Genomic DNA, 13,422 nt, shown 5'->3' with positions numbered 1-13,422 from the left:
GTCTCACCTGACTCGAACCTGGATTGTTCTGATGGCCTGATCGGGGCCTGTGCCGCAGCGTCCTTCGCTCCTGAGCGTATACACGCTGTCAGCCGAGCCATCGCCATCGACATCGCCCTGAAAGGTCGCATATTGACAGGCCACCCGGGCCTCGCAGCCATTTAAACCCGGAGTCGCGAAGTTAATCGGACTCTGGATCGCGCTACAGGCGTTGCCCGCCAGCACCTGCGCCACACCCACCTGCGCACCGCTCTCGGCGGCAAAGAAAGCGCGTTGGGACTGGATTTGCAAGCTGACGGCCTGGCCACTGCTTTGCTGCAGCTGCCCCATGCCCACCACGATCAGGGCCAGAACCGTAATGACGAACAGTGCGACCGGGAGACCAGCTCCCGCTTGGCGATGCGCGGTACGTTGCGTGTCAGGGAACATTGCGAACCTGCACCTCCTGACTGACGGCCATGGTTTCGCCGGACAGCGGATCCTCGATCGCAAAGCTGAATACGATGATAGCGCCGCGCTGCAAGGTGGCGGGCTGATAATTAAAAGCCAAGGAACCCGTCTGGATATTCGCAGCGAGATTGGCGCCTGCCGGTGCGGTATTGATTGCAGCATTGATTCCGTAGTTGTTGGCCCGGACAATCCTGTTCCCTTGCTGGCAAAGGGTTTCCGGGGCTCCCAGCACGTGAAACCGCCGCTGGGGCGATTCGTTACTGAAGCGATGATTGCCGGCCCAGGTGACCTGCACAGAGTTCGTTTCCTGAGCCGTTCCGTTTTCCGAAATAGTGCCCACCGCCGCCGGTGGGGAGATAGGACCCACACCGTCGTTCTGCAGCGCTTCGGCATAAAGCTGGTTACCCGGGGCATCGTGTCCGTAGACGACGACACGACCGTTGATAGTATTGCCGCTAACGCTGGCCCCGACGGCATTGAACTGGCTGGCAGCCGTTGTGGCCGGTAAATCGATATAGTTCGAGGCGGCAATAATCGGCATCCATTCAATACAACTGCCCCCGGCCCCGGTGCGAATGGATAACGGAAAGGCTTCGCGCAGGGCGCGGGTAATCTGTTCGCTGATGACGACGCCCGCGAGCGCACGCTGCTGGCGAGCGCCGGTATCGATGGCGCCCTGGGTGGAATAACTGACGAACTGGACGGAAATCGTCGCCACAATCGCCAGAAGGACGATCACAATAACCAGCTCAATAAGCGTAAAGCCCCGGGCGCCGCGCATCAGAAGTTGGCCCTGTAAGCGGAAAAATCGAAGACCGGGCCACCGGGTGTCGTGATGGTCACCCGTATCCGTTTGGCGTTGGCTGCCGCCAGCCCGACCTCGCCACCGGCGCATGCAACGGAAACCGCGACCTGAAAACCACTGTAACCGGCGATGTTGGTAACCGGGCTCTTGGGTGGATTATCGGTGAGATTGTGGTAGTCGTCCACGTCGTCAAAATCAGCGCGGTCGACTTCGTCGGTATTAATGTTACAGCCCCCGGTATAAGGCGGCACACCGCCTTCGGGCGTCAACTCGTCGTATTTCTTCGCGAGAATTTCGTCGAGGTAGAGCTGAGCCAGCTCCACCGCCCGCGTCTGGTTGAGCGGATCGGCGCTCCGGCCCGCGATGGTGGCGAAAGCCCCCACAACACCGGCCACGGCGATGCTGATGATCACGATGGTCATGACCAGCTCGACCAGTGTTGCGCCGGATTGGCGTCGATCCAGCCCAATCATCAGCACACCCCCTGATAAACCGCGCCAAGGGAGCTGATACAAACTAGATAGTTACTGTCACCCGTGAACGAGAATTGATGTTGGGCGCCGTTGCTTGGAAAGCCTTGAGCGTTAAACATGACAACAAAGGGGGGCGGGTTACCTCCCAGAGTCAGCGCCGTGCCTGCACGATCAATCTGAAATTGCGTAACGCCGCCGACATTGAACGTGAAGGTGTCAGCGGTTTGGGAAATGATGACCGTGTGCATCGTTGTATTGCCCGCCAATGCAGCTTGTTGGGCGAGAAGAACGGCGGAGGACAACTGTTGGGAGGCCAGGAGAGGACTGAAGGCGGATCGGCTTGTGAACAAGCCGATGCCTAGTGCTGATAGTGCGCCGATCAGGACGATTACCATGACAAGTTCGACGAGGGTAAAACCCGCGGTTCTACGCAAAGTCGAACTAGTACAGCGGCTCAACATTCGCCCGCGCCAACTGTCGGAAAGATGCAGATGTGACCTTTGCAACGGTATATGCCAGGAAACTGATGCGGATAGCATAGCTCACCGCATCCGCCCGTTTGCTGACGTCAACCAGCTCTTCCATCAGCAATCTGCAACTTGACGATTGTTTACAGTACCGTTTGCTTGATTGTAATCGAAGGAACACTGCCCCGCGGTACCATCGCCATCACGATCCGTACCAACCGTGTCTGCTACGGTAATCGAAGCGATTCCTCCCGCTGCCGCACCAATGGTGTAGTCATTTGCATCTAATTGGGCCGCATTACCAATTCCACCAGCTGCCGCAGTCGGAAAGCCATTTCCGGCAGCCGAGTTATCAATCGCGACGGGCACCCCATCCAAGGTAACCCCGTTGACACCATTCCCATCCGCCAGCCAGCGAGCATGGGCGATAGAGGCGCCGGACCTCACTGAACCGATAGCGCCATCCAAAGTAGCCACTCGGGCATCGGTACCAAAATCCGCAAACCGCGGAAGCGCAAACGCCGCCAGAATACCCAAAATCACAATCACCATGACCAGCTCGATCAGGGTAAAGCCTTTTTCTTTCTTGGATGCAATCGCATTAATCGGTGTCATAAGACCACTCCGTTTTAGTTTTCTTGGTTTGATAGCCGAGGTTTAGGGGTTGATGACCGTGGTGACTTCGCCGTCGTTCGGGTCGTATTGGATATAACTGTTTTCGTCGTCCAAATCGTAGGTGTAGCGGCAGTCGCCACCGCTGACGCTGGCAACGTAATCAACGTTGGCGCCGGCGGCCGTGGCTACGCCCGGCGCATTGGACTGGAGCAAGGCACTCCAAAGCGCCGCACAGTCGGCTGCACCCATACTGTCTGGATCGGTATTCCCGGAGACGCCGGCGGGCCAGCCACCGGCGCTCATGTCGACGTTCTCTGCACCAAAGCCCTGCAAATTCTGTTGCGCCCCCGCGGCGCCAGCGGCTGTCCACTGGGCTCTTGCCAGTGCAATAGCCGCGGAGTAGGCGCCGGAGGAACCCTGGATACTGGCGCGGTGGGCCTGGGTGGAGAGTTCGGCAAAGCGCGGCAGCGCGAACGCGGCTATGATCGCGAGTATGCTGATGACCACCACCAACTCGATCAGGGTGAAACCTGAGTGCCGGCCGGTGCTGGTCTTAATCTGTTCTACCTGCATCGCATGCGTCTCCTGATTCTGAACCGGCTCAAGCCGGGTCCGAATGACTGTCTTTTAGCACCAGTTTCAAACCGGTCTGCCGGTCAGTCTCATCCAGGCGTCCGTTGCCATTCAGGTCGGTGTATTCCGGCTCGACACGCCATGTGAGTGTGCCCGAGCGTTTATCTTCGCCCTGTTCCCAGTTTATCGGCTGGGAGGCCTGATAATTCAGTACTCCCTGTTGGAGTTTTGTATCAAAACACCAGCGGCCTGTTGCCGGTTTGTTGCCCTGGCAGGCGCCTTCATAGTTACGCACCGGCGTATTCAGCAAGGCCATCGGGTTAGCGCCGGTCCAGGCTGCGTAATCCGCCTCGCCGTCGGTCAGGCGAATTTCCGCCCCCTTGACCACAAGAGCCGCCCGCAATTGGTTGAGGGTCAGCCGTAGCGCGGTCGATTCGGCGTCTTCAGACGGCGTTTCCAACAGGACTATTGCACCCAGAACCAGGACCGTCACGGCGATAGCCAGCGTTTTACCAAAGTTAACGTCCAAGCCACCGAAACGGAGGCCGGACGCCGGCATTAACCGCCACCCAGCGAGGCGCGACCCAGGTCCCAGATTGGCAGGAATACACCCAGCGCCAGAATCAGTACCAGTACGCCCATCGCCACGATCAGGATCGGTTCAATGGATTCCGCCAATCGCTTGAGACCGAAATCAACGTCCTCGTCGTAGAAATCCGCCACATTGACCAGCATCTCGTCCACCGCGCCGGTCTCCTCGCCTACGGCGATCATCTGCAGGATCAGCGGCGTGAACATGCCGCTGTTGCGCGCTGTGCGTAGCAAGGTGTCACCGCGTTCGATACCGTGGCGCATGTCGCGCACATGCTTGGCGATCCAGGCGTTATCCGTGGCGTCGGCCACCACGGACAGCGAATGGGTCACTGGCATGCCCGCCGTGAGGGTGCTGGCCAGGTTCCGGGAGAACCGGCTTAATGTGATCAGTTCCAGCAGCGGGCCGATGATCGGAATCTTGAGTTTATAGCGATCCCAGGTGACCCGGCCGTTCTCCGTCTTCAGCCACTGCCGCGTCAGCACCACCGCCGAGGCAATGATAAACGCCAGGATGTACCAGTAATTGATCAGGAAGTTGGATGTGCCGACCAGTACCTTGGTCAGGAATGGCAGATCGGCGCCCAATTTGTTGAACACCGCCGCGAACTTGGGTATGACCAGAAAGTTCACCACCATCAGCGCGGATAGCAACGCAATCACCACAAACGTGGGGTAGCGCATAGCCTGCTTGACCCGCCGCCGTGTATCACGCTCGAGTTCCAGAATGGCGGACAGGCGTTGGAAGGATTCGTCCATCTGACCGGTATTCTCGCCCACGTGGATCATCGTCACGAACAGGTCCGAGAACACATCACGATGGGCCTGCATCGCCGTGGCCATGGTGACGCCACCTTCCAGGCGGTCGGTAATGTCGTCCAGCACTTCGGCCAGTCGCGGCGAACGCGTGGTGTCCGCCAGTCCGCGCATGGTGCGAATCAGTGGAATCCCGGCCTTGGTCAGCGCGTACATCTGGCGGCAGAAGACGATCAGTTCGTCCACATTGACCTTGCGCCGGAACATCGGCTTGGAACTCAGCCACTTGATCGGCTCGGCTTGCGCCTCGCGGGGCTCGATACGCAGGGGCGTGACGCCGCGCCGCAGAAGTTCTCCCGCGGCAGCGTCGATGTTGACGGCATCGAGTTCGCCCTGTTCCGGACGGCCGGTGCTGTCTTTGCCCCGATAGCTAAAGCGCATAACTCAGCCCACCCTCACGAGAACACTCATTTAATCGCCTCAGCCAACACGTCTTCCGGCTCATCCAGCGATTCGGTGGTGGCCGATACCCGGGCCACTTCCTGTAGCGTAGTCACGCCTTCCAGCGCGTAATCCAGTGCGTGCTGCTCCAGCGGCCGATAGGTCGGGCTGTGCCGCGCAGCCCGGGTAAACGATGATGGGTCCTGGCGACGCAGCGCATCCAGCATGGCTTCGTCCAGCTCCAGCATCTCGTAGACGCCGATACGGCCGCGATAGCCGGTATTGCTGCATTGATAGCAGCCCTGCCCGTGGACAAACCGGTCGGCGATGGCTTCAGCGTCCCGGCCCAGCGAATCCAGCCACACCCGCTCCTGATCCGTGGGCAGATAAGACACTTTGCAGTTGTCGCACACGCGGCGAATAAGGCGCTGGGCCACCACACCCAGTAGCGAGCTGGCAACCAGGAACGGTTGCGCGCCCATGTCGATCAGGCGCATGGCGCTGCTGATGGAATCGTTGGTGTGCAGCGTCGACAGCACCAGGTGACCTGTCATGGCGGCACGCAGGCCGATCTCCACGGTTTCACGGTCCCGCATCTCGCCCACGAGAATTACGTCCGGATCCTGACGCAGAGCCGCCCGGAGTACCGTGGCGAATTCGAGGCCGATCTTGGGATTGACCTGCACCTGGGTAATCCGCGGCAAACGGTATTCCACAGGATCCTCGGCGGTAATGATCTTCACCTCGGGCTGGTTGAGCTCGGACAGCGCGCCGTAGAGCGTGGTGGTCTTACCGCTACCGGTGGGACCGGTGACCAGAATCATGCCGTGGGGCCGGTGAATCATGCGGCGAAAACGTTCGAGCAATTCGGCGGGCATGCCGGTGCCATCCAGATTCAAGGTGCCCTGGGACTGATCCAGCAGACGCATCACCACCGACTCGCCATGCTGCACCGGCATGGTGGACACCCGCACGTCGATACTGCGGCCCTTCACCCGGATATTGAAGCGGCCGTCCTGAGGCAGCCGCTTTTCGGAGATGTTGAGGCCCGCCATCAGTTTCAGGCGCAGGACCAGCGCGGAGTTGACCCGCTTCTCCTTCATCACCTGTTCCTGCAGCACGCCATCGACCCGCTGCCGGATACGAACCACGGTTTCGTCCGGTTCGATATGAATATCGGAGCTGCGGGCCTGCACGGCGTCTTCGAATAGTGTTTGCAGCAGTTTGACGACAGGCGCTTCGTTGGTATCGGACTCGGCGGACAAATCCGCCAGGTCGAAGGCGTCGTCACCCAGTTCGTCTTCCAGTTCCTCCGCCAGCGAGGCGATTTCCTCGGTGCGGCGATAGACCAGGTCCAGCGTGGATAGCAGCTCGCTTTCCCGGACGACCGCCTGTTTGACCGGCTGGCCTAACACGCGCACCAGCTCGTCGTAGGCGAAGATATCCATCGGATCGGCCATGCCTACTAGCAATTCGCCGGACTGTTCCGCCAGCACAATACTGCGGAAGCGACGGGCCAGAGCTTCCGGCAGCTTTTTCACCAGGTTCAGGTTGAACTGAAAGTGGCGCAGCTGAACGAACGGAATCTCGAGCTGACGGGAGAGGAAGTTGAGCAGGTTGTCCTCGTCCACATAGCCCAGATCGATCAGCGTTCGTCCCAGCTTTCGGCCGGTGTTCTTCTGCTCGCGCAAGGCGGTCATCAACTGCTCTTCGGTGATGACCTGGTTCTGGACCAGCAGGTCACCAATCCGGATTTTTTTCTTCGGTTCAGCCATTCGTGCCATCCACTTCAAATGCGCGCAGGCGCTGCAGGACAAAGTCTCTCAGCGCTGCGGATAAATCCGGCAGTTGCAAAGCCTGGGCATAAGCGCGCGCCGCGCTTTCCAGGCGTTTTTCGCTTTCCAGAGCAATCGCCAACCCCACCCACCAGGCGCTACGGGAATCGTCGTAGGCAATCAGTTCCGCCCAGCGAGCGGCGGCAGGCCCGTACTGGCCGTTTTGCTGCTGCAGTGTGGCGAGCGTGACGGCATAGTTCGGATCCGCTTCCACCGCCGGTACGTGACTCTGCAGTGTCGCGACCGCTGCATCGACCTGGCCCAAGGCGTGTTGCACCCGCGCCCGCAGCAGACGCAGATCGGCGTTGTCGGCCGCAATATCCGCGGGCGCCCAGGCCAACGCTTGCTGTATGTCACCTATAACCAGCAGGTGGCGAACCCATTGCGCACGGCTACGCGGTGCCGGTTGCGCGTCGGCGATCTCCGCCAGCGTCTGCCGGGCCTCGTTGATGCGGCTATTGGCCAGTGCGTCACGAATGACTACGGCAGCGGCGCGGTCCCGGGAAGCAGGCGTTGCATGAACGGTGCGCACGTCAGCCGGAGACGCAGAATCAGCCGAGGCGGTAACCTGAGCCTCGCGTGGCTGGGACGTTCGCGTGACGGGCCTAGCGCTTGCGACTTCGCTCACCGGCGCGTCGACGGCGGCTCTCTGCCGGACGTCCGCAACATTCGCCGCTGGCTTAGGGGATGACGCCTCAACTGGTGCTGACGGCGCCTGAATCTTGGGCCTATCGGCACGTTCCACGGCCTCAACGGTTTTAGTACTTGCTGGCTCGCCGCTCACCTCAAGCATCGAGGGCGTGGTTTCGCCCACCGGGTGCGTGCCGGGCTCATTCTTTTCGGTTGCGTTACCGGGCGCCGGCGCAGACACCGGTACGGCCTCGCCCAAGACGGCAGGCCGCGCCATTGGCGGTAACGCCTCTTTGGGCTGCGCGTCGCTTAGGGGTTCACTGGTTTTTAGTTCAATGTCTTGTGACCCACTGTTTTGTAGCCCATCGCCCTGCTGCGCACCGCCGTGGTACTCCACCCGCTGCACTTCGCCACTGAAGGCCTCGGCAACCGGCGCAACCGTGGGAGTGGGACCGGGGCCGGTACCGGATAACCCATACCCCAGGGCGATGCTGGCCGAGACGACACCCAGTACGCCGAGCATTAGCCACGGCGCCCGGCGGCGCCGTGTGTTTGCTTGCGGCTGACCGGTGTAGGCAGTGCCCGTGCCGGCGGGACGATTGCGCTGCTCCACGTTACGCAGGGCTTCGTTCAGCAAACTCATAACCAACGCCCCAGCCAGCCGATGGACATTGCGCTGTCCGTATCCCGGACCGCGCGCTTGACGTGGGCTTTCTCGATATGCAAGTCACCCATGCCCCAGGCCACCAGCATGGCTTTGTGGGCAATCACATTGAGCAGGCGCGGGATACCGCCGGACGCGCGGCTGAGCAGCTTCACCGCACAGGGCGCAAACAGTTCCTGGCCGTTGTAACCCGCCTGGGCCAGACGATGGCGGACATACTGCGCCGTTGCGCCGCGGTCCAGCGGTATTAGCGTGTACTGGAAGGTAATGCGCTGCTTGAGCTGACGCAGGCTGTCCCGCTTCAGCAGCACGTCCAGCTCAGGCTGGCCGAATAGCACCACTTGCAGCAAACGCGCGGTTTCCGTTTCCAGGTTGGTCAACAGGCGCAGGGCTTCGATGGTTTCCTCGGGCATGGCCTGAGCTTCGTCGATGACCAGTACAACCGCCTGGCCAGCGCGCGCTTTTTCCAGCAGACAATCGGTAATGGATTTGAGCACCCGGTGGGGGTTGCCCTGCGCGGTCACATCGACACCCAGTTCGTCCGCGACCGCCTGGTAGAGGCTCTCCGGCGACAGCCTGGGATTCGGGATATAAGCGGTGACCGCGCCCTCCGTGGTCAAGGCGTTCAGCAGCAGACGGCACAATAGCGTCTTGCCGGTCCCCACTTCGCCGGTGATCTTGATAAAGCCTTCACGGGCACGCAGCGCCACCAGCAGCAACTCCAAGGCATCGGAGTGGCTGGGCGCCCGCATGAAATAACGCGTGTTCGGCGTCAGTGCGAACGGAGGCTCCTGCAAACCGAAATGGGCTTCGTACATAATGCGACCCGGGCTCAGTTGGCGGCTCGTGGCTTGACGGTATCGGACGACTCAAGCAGTTCCCGCAGCACGGACATGCGCTCGCGGCTGGCTGAAATATCCGCCTGCATGGTGGACGGCCTGGCCACCACCGGTCGCAGCAGGATAACCAATTCGCTCTTACGTCCCTGATAGCGGCGTTGCTTGAACAATTCGCCGAGGTACGGGATATCGCCAAAGAACGGCACCGACGCGTTGTTGTCTTCGCTGGAGTTCTGGATCAGACCGCCGATGACGACGATCTGGCCACTCTCGGCCTTGATCACGCTGTCGGTTTCACGCACGGTGCTCAGCGCCAGCGGCAAGGTCACGTCGCGGTCGCCGATGGTGATGACTTTCTGCTGGTCGTTCACTTCGCTCACCGAGGGATGGACGTGCAGCGTAATGGTGCCGTTCTCGGCGATCTGCGGCGTCACATCCAGCGAGATGCCGGAGAAGAAAGGGGTCAGTTCCACCGAGGTAGAGGTGCCGCTATTGGTACCCAGCGCATTGTCGTCCTCGTCGAAGTCGATATCGGTGACGAAGAATTCGTCGGTGCCGACCTTGATGACGGCTTTCTGGTTATTCACGGTGGAAATCCGCGGACTGGAGAGAATCTGGACGTTACCTTGCTTGCCTAGCAGCTCGATCAGGCCGGTAAAGTCACCCGCGCGCACGCTGGCCGAGAAAACGCCGCCAATGTCGGAACTGGTGATCGCACGGCCAAGCAGCGACTGAGCGGTGTAATCCTCCGGCAGGCCGTCGGATGCGGTCACGCCGGCGGCGCTTTGCAGATCGGCCCAGTTGATACCCTGCTGGTAGCTTTCGTTCAGCACGATTTCGAGAATCTTGGCCTCGATCACCACTTGACGCTGCATGATCAGCTGCGCCTTTTCCAGATAGCGCTGCACCGAGCGCAGCTCGTCCGGCTGGGCCCGAACCAACACCAAACCGGCGCCTGGCGTAGTAATGACCTTACGGCCTTCGCCGTTGCCCACAATCGTGGTCACCGCCGACTGCACATCACGCCAGAAATCAGACTCGGTGCGAGTGGTGATTCGCGTGCCGACGACGGTATTCGCGCTTTCGGAACCGCCGGCATCATCGTTGTCGCTGTTGCTGCCGTTATCGTCACTGCGAGCCGACGAGACCTGGCCGGAGTTGACCCGGGTCTCAGACCCGCCCTGACGCTTCAAGTGCAGGTAGTCGATCGGGAACATACGGGTCTGAAGCCCGCCCGGCAGCACTTTGTAGAGCCGCCCGGTGCGCTGGACATCGAAATCGTACAGCTCGGCGACCACATCCATCACTTCGGGCATGGTGACGTCCTGCAGCTGCAGGGAAATCGCACCTTCGACGCTGGGGTGAACCACGACGTTAAAGCCACTGTCGACCACCAGGCCCTCGAAAAAGGTCTGAACCGGCAGGTTGCGGGCGCTGACATCAAAACGCGGCTCGCCAGCGCGGGCGTCGGCACCGGCCAGAGACGGCAACAGCGCCGACGTTACGGCATCCGGCACCGCTGAACGTTCATCGGCTTTTACCGTTAGCGCATCCGTGCTGGCCTGGTCCGCTTCCTTGAGGGTGTCCTCAATTGCCCGCGCACTGTCGGTCGACGTCGCCTGACTCGTACGCAGAAGCGGGTTCTGGCTGCAGGCCGTCAACAGAAAAGACAGCATCATGCAGCCGGTGTAACGCCAGTTCGTCATGCCTACAACCTTTTTCATATCAGGGATTCGTCCGGACCTGCGGCGCGGTATGCCAGCGCAGGACACGTTGTTGTCCGTTAACGGAAAGCACGACGCGCTCCGGTGTCACCCGCACGACTCGCGCGCTCTCCAGTGTCTGCCCTTCCCGAACCATCTGCCCGTTGATCACGGCCAGCCGCTTGCCGCCGCCGATCATGATCGACTCCAAGGAAAACGTGGCCTGGGGCGCAGGCGCTTCGACCGGCGCCTGGAAACCGGAAGGCCGCGTCGGATCGTCCAAGGCGACCGCCGGGCCAGCCAGCCCGACGCATACGAGCGCGTTCGCCCGCAGAAAAGACTTTACGTTCATACGCAGCACTTACTCATACCCCCAGCCAAGCGCGTTCCAGGCTCAGTGTCCGCACCCTGAGGCGAGCCTTGCCATTGGGATAAGGATCTACTTCATAGTGAAACGCCTCCCAGCCCAGTCTTGGGTCCAGGTCTTCCAGCGTTTTCAGATACGTCAGTACATCGAGATAACGCCCGCTCACTTCCAGCTCCACGTTGTGGGCGTAGAGCAGTGGCCTTGGTTTTTCGGCGTCGTTCGCCGCAACGTCGACCTTACGGCCGTATATCGGCTCGGGTGGCAGCAACTCAAGGCGCACCAGTTCAAGCTTGTCCTGGGAGGCCAGCATCGCTCGCAACAAAGACACCATCGCTTGTGGCGCAATCAGGGTTTCAGTGGCCTGGTCGATCTGGCTATTCAACTGCTGCAACTCGGATTGACGCCGGTTGATACGTGCCTGCAATTGGGCGGAGGGGTCTTCCGCTGCAAGCCGGGACAGGCGCTCACGCTCCTCGACAAGCTGCCGCTGCTGCTGGGCCAACTGCCGGGACTGCTGCTCCATCAGCGCCGCACCGGTCAGTTGCGGGCCGATAAACCATTGCCATAGCGCCAGCGACAGAACAACCGCGAGGGTCGCGAGAATCAGTCCGCGCTCGCGAACCGGACGTTCGTCGTACCAAGTAATCGCCTGCTGAAGTCTGGGGTTAAGAGCCATGACCGCCCTCCTCGCCATCGTCAGTAGCCACGCTGAATTGGATCAGCTGGCGATCTTCGGCCCGATCCAGCGCAAACGAGTGGAACTCGCGGCCGATAAAAGCGGGCTCGGCACTGAGCCGCTGCAGATACTGGGGCACGCGCTCGCCAGCACGGGTCACACCCGTCAGCCGGAGATCGCTGGACGAACGGCCGAGATCTATCGTGGTGAGCCACAGGCCATCCAGGGTCTGGCGAGCCAGCGCCTCGAGGTACGCTGAGAAACGAGGGCCATCGATGACGACCAGCGTCTCGACCTGCGAGAGCACCTGCCGGCGCTGCTGCGCCTCGCGATCCATTTGACGCATGGCAGCGACCAGGTCCGGGTCTTCCACCTTCGCGGCAACGGTCGTCTCGAGGACTGCGAGTTCATCCTGCAACGCATTCACCTGCTGCTGCAGCGTCCGCTGTTCCTCCACAGCGGTACTGTATTCCCAACGCGCGAACCCACCGGCCAGAATCAGCACCGCCACCAGTGCGACCAGTAACACGCCGGCGCTACGCGCCTGCAGTGGCTCCCGTTTTGGCCTGAGCTCGTCGGTGTAAAGATTGATCTGCTGAATCATGCGCTGCTCCCTCCCAGCGCAAGGTTGCCGCCCAACGCCGGCAAACAGCGGCTATCCAATGCGTCTTTCAACCCCAGTTCACCGGCGTCGAAAGTTTCCACCGACACCGCAACATAGGAGGCCAGCATCGGCGCCAACGGCATGACATTGTCGCGCGCCACCAGGTAGAGGCGACGCGGCGGGATCTGGCCCAGCTGGCTTTCGAAGTAGTCCAGGGAGCGCTGAATTTCCAGCGCCAGCGACTGGACGGCGCCGTCCTGTTGGGCGGCGTCGCGCAGGCTTTCCGACGAGACATCGAGCTTGCGTGACAGGTAGAGCGTGTTGCCGCGGCAAATCACCATCTGACCGTCATTTTCCCGCAGGTGAACCAGCGCCACGCCATGACTCTTGGCATCGAGCGACGCGGCCAGATTACGTAATGCCAATTCGGCAATATCGATACGCTCGAGCTCCAGCCCGGCGTTTTCCACCAGCTTGACCAGCTCTCGCGCCAAGGTTTTACGCGCCGCTACAACGTTGATGAGTTCACCGCGGCCACGCGAGGCATCCTCGGGGAAGGGAAAGACATCGCAAACGGCTTCGGCGGGGCTGTATTCGAGCAGGTCCTTCAGTTTCCAGCGCAAGGCGTCCGCCAGCTCGTCGTCGGCGATAGCGTCGGGACGGTCCAGTTGAAAGACCTGATATTGATCCATCGGCAAGATCAGTCGTGCACGGGCCCCACTCCAGCCGTGCTCAGCCACCAATGTATCCAGCAGAGCCTGTCGCCGGGCCGGGGGCCCTTCGAGGAATCCGTGGCTAACGGCACTCACGGCGCTATAGCTCCAGGCCAGACCATCAGCCCGGACTTCCAACGACAGGGAACCCTGCCGCTTACCGCGCTGAAAAAGACGTCTAAGGAAGGATTCACTCACGCCAAACGGCCCACCCTTGCTG

The 13,422-nt window shown here is 60.9% G+C and carries 16 protein-coding genes; all 16 read right to left on the bottom strand.

Features of this window, described 5'->3' with window-relative positions; genetic code table 11:
- Nucleotides 1-3: 3 nt before the first annotated feature.
- The 16 genes from FXO11_RS03830 to FXO11_RS03755 all read right to left on the bottom strand — a co-directional run bounded on the left by FXO11_RS03830 (nucleotide 4) and on the right by FXO11_RS03755 (nucleotide 13,400).
- Nucleotides 4-429 (bottom strand): hypothetical protein, encoded by a 426-nt coding sequence (locus FXO11_RS03830; protein ID WP_148861650.1) that lies wholly within the window; start codon nucleotides 427-429, stop codon nucleotides 4-6.
- On the bottom strand, nucleotides 419-1,231 hold the full coding sequence (locus tag FXO11_RS03825) for a PulJ/GspJ family protein (RefSeq protein WP_148861649.1): 813 nt from the start codon (nucleotides 1,229-1,231) through the stop codon (nucleotides 419-421). Before FXO11_RS03825 ends, FXO11_RS03830 begins: the two co-directional genes overlap by 11 nt.
- Nucleotides 1,231-1,728 carry a type IV pilus modification PilV family protein gene (locus FXO11_RS03820; protein WP_148861648.1) on the bottom strand — a complete coding sequence of 166 codons (498 nt, stop codon included), beginning with the start codon at nucleotides 1,726-1,728 and terminating at the stop codon, nucleotides 1,231-1,233. The genes FXO11_RS03825 and FXO11_RS03820 overlap by 1 nt, the downstream gene beginning before the upstream one ends.
- Nucleotides 1,728-2,189: a pilus assembly FimT family protein gene (locus tag FXO11_RS03815; protein ID WP_148861647.1), complete on the bottom strand. Its 462-nt coding sequence runs from the start codon at nucleotides 2,187-2,189 to the stop codon at nucleotides 1,728-1,730. Before FXO11_RS03815 ends, FXO11_RS03820 begins: the two co-directional genes overlap by 1 nt.
- Nucleotides 2,190-2,312: 123 nt before the next feature.
- On the bottom strand, nucleotides 2,313-2,810 hold the full coding sequence (locus FXO11_RS20605) for a prepilin-type N-terminal cleavage/methylation domain-containing protein (RefSeq protein WP_148861646.1): 498 nt from the start codon (nucleotides 2,808-2,810) through the stop codon (nucleotides 2,313-2,315).
- Between the two features lie 42 nt (nucleotides 2,811-2,852).
- A complete protein-coding gene (locus FXO11_RS03805; protein ID WP_148861645.1) occupies nucleotides 2,853-3,383 on the bottom strand; it encodes a pilus assembly FimT family protein in 531 nt (176 codons plus the stop codon).
- A gap of 28 nt (nucleotides 3,384-3,411) precedes the next feature.
- On the bottom strand, nucleotides 3,412-3,942 hold the full coding sequence (locus tag FXO11_RS03800) for a hypothetical protein (RefSeq protein ID WP_148861644.1): 531 nt from the start codon (nucleotides 3,940-3,942) through the stop codon (nucleotides 3,412-3,414).
- Nucleotides 3,942-5,171 (bottom strand): type II secretion system F family protein, encoded by a 1,230-nt coding sequence (locus FXO11_RS03795; protein ID WP_148861643.1) that lies wholly within the window; start codon nucleotides 5,169-5,171, stop codon nucleotides 3,942-3,944. Before FXO11_RS03795 ends, FXO11_RS03800 begins: the two co-directional genes overlap by 1 nt.
- Before the next feature lie 26 nt (nucleotides 5,172-5,197).
- Nucleotides 5,198-6,946: a GspE/PulE family protein gene (locus FXO11_RS03790; protein ID WP_148861642.1), complete on the bottom strand. Its 1,749-nt coding sequence runs from the start codon at nucleotides 6,944-6,946 to the stop codon at nucleotides 5,198-5,200.
- Nucleotides 6,939-8,279, bottom strand: coding sequence for a tetratricopeptide repeat protein (locus FXO11_RS03785; protein ID WP_148861641.1), 1,341 nt, complete (start codon nucleotides 8,277-8,279; stop codon nucleotides 6,939-6,941). The genes FXO11_RS03790 and FXO11_RS03785 overlap by 8 nt, the downstream gene beginning before the upstream one ends.
- Nucleotides 8,276-9,118: an ExeA family protein gene (locus tag FXO11_RS03780; RefSeq protein ID WP_148861640.1), complete on the bottom strand. Its 843-nt coding sequence runs from the start codon at nucleotides 9,116-9,118 to the stop codon at nucleotides 8,276-8,278. Before FXO11_RS03780 ends, FXO11_RS03785 begins: the two co-directional genes overlap by 4 nt.
- Before the next feature lie 14 nt (nucleotides 9,119-9,132).
- Nucleotides 9,133-10,863, bottom strand: coding sequence for a pilus (MSHA type) biogenesis protein MshL (gene mshL / locus FXO11_RS03775; protein ID WP_227546030.1), 1,731 nt, complete (start codon nucleotides 10,861-10,863; stop codon nucleotides 9,133-9,135).
- 1 nt (nucleotide 10,864) lies between these two features.
- The gene (locus tag FXO11_RS03770) at nucleotides 10,865-11,194 is read right to left on the bottom strand and encodes a general secretion pathway protein GspB (RefSeq protein WP_148861639.1); all 330 of its coding nucleotides are present in this window, start codon (nucleotides 11,192-11,194) and stop codon (nucleotides 10,865-10,867) included.
- A gap of 13 nt (nucleotides 11,195-11,207) precedes the next feature.
- The gene (locus tag FXO11_RS03765; protein ID WP_148861638.1) at nucleotides 11,208-11,885 is read right to left on the bottom strand and encodes an MSHA biogenesis protein MshJ; all 678 of its coding nucleotides are present in this window, start codon (nucleotides 11,883-11,885) and stop codon (nucleotides 11,208-11,210) included.
- Complete coding sequence (locus FXO11_RS03760; protein WP_148861637.1) at nucleotides 11,875-12,489, bottom strand: PilN domain-containing protein; 615 nt, start codon at nucleotides 12,487-12,489, stop codon at nucleotides 11,875-11,877. Before FXO11_RS03760 ends, FXO11_RS03765 begins: the two co-directional genes overlap by 11 nt.
- The gene (locus FXO11_RS03755) at nucleotides 12,486-13,400 is read right to left on the bottom strand and encodes a type IV pilus biogenesis protein PilM (protein ID WP_227546029.1); all 915 of its coding nucleotides are present in this window, start codon (nucleotides 13,398-13,400) and stop codon (nucleotides 12,486-12,488) included. The genes FXO11_RS03760 and FXO11_RS03755 overlap by 4 nt, the downstream gene beginning before the upstream one ends.
- Nucleotides 13,401-13,422 lie beyond the last annotated feature (22 nt).

It is taken from the genome of Marinobacter fonticola (assembly GCF_008122265.1).
Classification (GTDB): domain Bacteria; phylum Pseudomonadota; class Gammaproteobacteria; order Pseudomonadales; family Oleiphilaceae; genus Marinobacter_A; species Marinobacter_A fonticola.
The sequence above is the reverse complement of the archived record's forward strand: the minus strand, read 5'-3'. Positions and strand labels throughout refer to the sequence as shown.

Bases quoted from the DNA above. Each gene is read 5' to 3' on its own strand.
- FXO11_RS03830 (WP_148861650.1), bottom strand. From the start codon at position 429: ATGTTCCCTGACACGCAACGTACCGCGCATCGCCAAGCGGGAGCTGGT.
- FXO11_RS03765 (WP_148861638.1), bottom strand. From the start codon at position 11,885: ATGGCTCTTAACCCCAGACTTCAGCAGGCGATTACTTGGTACGACGAA.
- FXO11_RS03760 (WP_148861637.1), bottom strand. From the start codon at position 12,489: ATGATTCAGCAGATCAATCTTTACACCGACGAGCTCAGGCCAAAACGG.
- FXO11_RS03805 (WP_148861645.1), bottom strand. From the start codon at position 3,383: ATGCAGGTAGAACAGATTAAGACCAGCACCGGCCGGCACTCAGGTTTC.
- FXO11_RS03785 (WP_148861641.1), bottom strand. From the start codon at position 8,279: ATGAGTTTGCTGAACGAAGCCCTGCGTAACGTGGAGCAGCGCAATCGT.
- FXO11_RS03825 (WP_148861649.1), bottom strand. From the start codon at position 1,231: ATGCGCGGCGCCCGGGGCTTTACGCTTATTGAGCTGGTTATTGTGATC.
- FXO11_RS03795 (WP_148861643.1), bottom strand. From the start codon at position 5,171: ATGCGCTTTAGCTATCGGGGCAAAGACAGCACCGGCCGTCCGGAACAG.
- FXO11_RS03780 (WP_148861640.1), bottom strand. From the start codon at position 9,118: ATGTACGAAGCCCATTTCGGTTTGCAGGAGCCTCCGTTCGCACTGACG.
- FXO11_RS03815 (WP_148861647.1), bottom strand. From the start codon at position 2,189: ATGTTGAGCCGCTGTACTAGTTCGACTTTGCGTAGAACCGCGGGTTTT.
- mshL (WP_227546030.1), bottom strand. From the start codon at position 10,863: ATGAAAAAGGTTGTAGGCATGACGAACTGGCGTTACACCGGCTGCATG.
- FXO11_RS03790 (WP_148861642.1), bottom strand. From the start codon at position 6,946: ATGGCTGAACCGAAGAAAAAAATCCGGATTGGTGACCTGCTGGTCCAG.
- FXO11_RS03770 (WP_148861639.1), bottom strand. From the start codon at position 11,194: ATGAACGTAAAGTCTTTTCTGCGGGCGAACGCGCTCGTATGCGTCGGG.
- FXO11_RS03800 (WP_148861644.1), bottom strand. From the start codon at position 3,942: ATGCCGGCGTCCGGCCTCCGTTTCGGTGGCTTGGACGTTAACTTTGGT.
- FXO11_RS03820 (WP_148861648.1), bottom strand. From the start codon at position 1,728: ATGATTGGGCTGGATCGACGCCAATCCGGCGCAACACTGGTCGAGCTG.
- FXO11_RS20605 (WP_148861646.1), bottom strand. From the start codon at position 2,810: ATGACACCGATTAATGCGATTGCATCCAAGAAAGAAAAAGGCTTTACC.